The 2,199-nt window shown below is 37.4% G+C and carries 3 protein-coding genes and 1 pseudogene; all 4 read left to right on the forward strand.

The genetic code is table 11. The features are described from left to right. Positions 1–380: pseudogene (locus tag AC1DWN_RS32615) on the forward strand (hypothetical protein); the annotation flags it as partial. A gap of 144 nt (positions 381–524) precedes the next feature. Next, positions 525–863, forward strand: a complete 339-nt coding sequence (locus tag AC1DWN_RS32620; RefSeq protein ID WP_477562991.1) for an ASCH domain-containing protein — start codon at positions 525–527, stop codon at positions 861–863. A 163-nt stretch (positions 864–1,026) separates the two neighbouring features. After that, positions 1,027–1,452, forward strand: a complete 426-nt coding sequence (locus AC1DWN_RS32625; protein ID WP_477562992.1) for a VOC family protein — start codon at positions 1,027–1,029, stop codon at positions 1,450–1,452. 131 nt (positions 1,453–1,583) lie between these two features. Then, on the forward strand, positions 1,584–2,199 hold a 616-nt coding region (locus AC1DWN_RS32630; protein ID WP_477562993.1), incomplete at its 3' end, for a S8 family serine peptidase.

Consider the following 2,199-nt stretch of genomic DNA (forward strand, 5'->3'; position numbering starts at 1 on the left):
ATTCTAATATATGTCTCAATTGTAACAATACCTTTCTTAGAAAAACACCTAAATGGACTAAGGCAAGTATGTCAGAAGTAAACACTATTTTTAATAGGTATCTGTTATTTATCTCGCCTTCAATACTAATGATTACATTGTTAATTGCATTTTTTCCTAATACTGGTCTTGGTAGAATTCTATATTTGCCAGCTGTATTTGTTGTAAACAGTACAATATGCATTTTCGGTTTAAGTCTAACTAGAAAATTGAATCGAATTACTTACCTTGTTGTATGGGGAATAATTACTCTAGTAACATTAGTATTTACAGTTATATTTTATCCTCAAGAGTCTGATGCTCATGTTATTAAACAAGTCTGGGATGCTGTTGTAACTTAAGAAGCACAACAATTATCAATCATCTTATGTTTTTTACATACACATTGATGAGGAGATTACTCTTGTTATTAAGCTATACGGGCAGGTGAATGCAGCAAGGAGAAGAATTAGAAGTATCGAAATTAATAGTGAGGTGAGATGGAAATGGTACATCAAATGGGGTTGTATGGAGAGTATTTTAGTTCAATAAAAGTAGGAAAGAAAATGGTTGAAGTACGTTTGAATGATGATAAGAGAAGAAAAATAAAAGTCGGCGACACAATTGAATTTATCAAAGCCCCTAAAAATAATGAAACATTAAGGGCTCAGGTAGCTGAGTTAAGAAAATACGATACATTTAAAGAAATGTATGAAGATATTCCGTTTAAAGACTTCGATTGCGAAGGCTGGACGATGGAAGAAATGATTAAGGGTACATACGAAATTTACACACCAGAACAAGAAAAACAATGGGGGACATTAGCTATAACAATAAGATACTAACCCCTGTCTGGATACGTGGCATTCATCCGTGGCTTGAAGGACATGATGAACCCTTATACCAAATAGATTCAATTAAACAGATTTTATCGTTATTACCATCCTGAACCGTGTGTCTTAACCATTGTGTTATGATTAATATAAACTAAGCGAGAGGGGTAACCAAATGATTCCAGAAACCAGAGAGGCAGCACAAATAAAAACAGTTAGTTGTATTGAACTTCCAGTGAAAGACATGCAACGAGCAGTAAATTTTTATGTTTTTCAATTGGGTTTTTACTTGGATACTTCTAAAAATCGTCTTCCTATTGAACCAGGTAACACGGAGGTATTTATTTACCCCGCATCAGGGGCAAATATCATGTTGACACAAACTGATGGAGAAGAACGGTTAACATTTACTCATCAAGGAAGGCCAAATCATGTTCTCATATTAGAAGTAAATGAAGACATTGAAAAATATTACAAAAAATTGACTGAAGCCGGGGTGAGAATAAGCCCCATCAAAGACAGCGGTGGAAGTGGCAAATCTTTCGATGTATACGACCCGGATGGAAATCTAATTAAGCTATGGTTCGGATATCCTGTTTAGCTTGATCAAAGTTTCAGCTAACGGGTAACTTTAGTTTAACAATGAAGTGCAATTTGCAGCGGCAGCTGCTCCGTGTTGTTTATTAAGCTAAAGAGCAGTAATCTTCAAATAATATTGTGAGGTGGAGTCTGTTGGCGTGGACATCAATTAGAGATTTTCTTAAAATACCTTGTAATCTTACTGGGAAGAATATTAACATCGCAATTATTGACGGTCGATTTCCTCCTCATCCTGACATTTCCTCCGATACAGGACGCAGAACTTTCTTAGTAAAAACAACAGAAGTCAGCCCTGTACCAACCTTAATGGCCGCAAATATGGAAAAGGAACATTGGAATAAAGGTTTGCATGGGCTTTGGACCGCTGCAGCTGCTGCCGGTTCAGGTAATCTTTCCGATGGTTATTATTCCGGCGCTGCACCAGAAGCAAATTTATACCTACTTGAGACTGGTGGATTTAATACCCCAGAGGAAATAGAATCAAAGATTGGAGGAGCATTAATTTGGCTAAGAGAAAATTGGCGAAAATACAATATTCGAGGAGTAGTGTTGACCGTTGCTTCCTCTCGAGATACCGGATTGCTCCCCTGGCAAGCAGACCCTGTGCGAATACTATGTGAAGAGTTAGTTAGTGATGGACTTCTGGTGGTGTCAGCAGTAGGAAATACGTCTGAATTAACTTGTAATGGACCAGCGTCATCCCCGTCTGTTTTATCCGTCGGAGGAGTCGTTGTTCCACATGATGGAC

The sequence above is a fragment of the Paenibacillus sp. P4_A7 genome, assembly GCF_056402455.1.

Excerpts from the sequence above, each read along its gene's own strand:
- AC1DWN_RS32620 (WP_477562991.1), top strand. The coding sequence starts at position 525 with ATGGTACATCAAATGGGGTTGTATGGAGAGTATTTTAGTTCAATAAAA.
- AC1DWN_RS32625 (WP_477562992.1), top strand. The coding sequence starts at position 1,027 with ATGATTCCAGAAACCAGAGAGGCAGCACAAATAAAAACAGTTAGTTGT.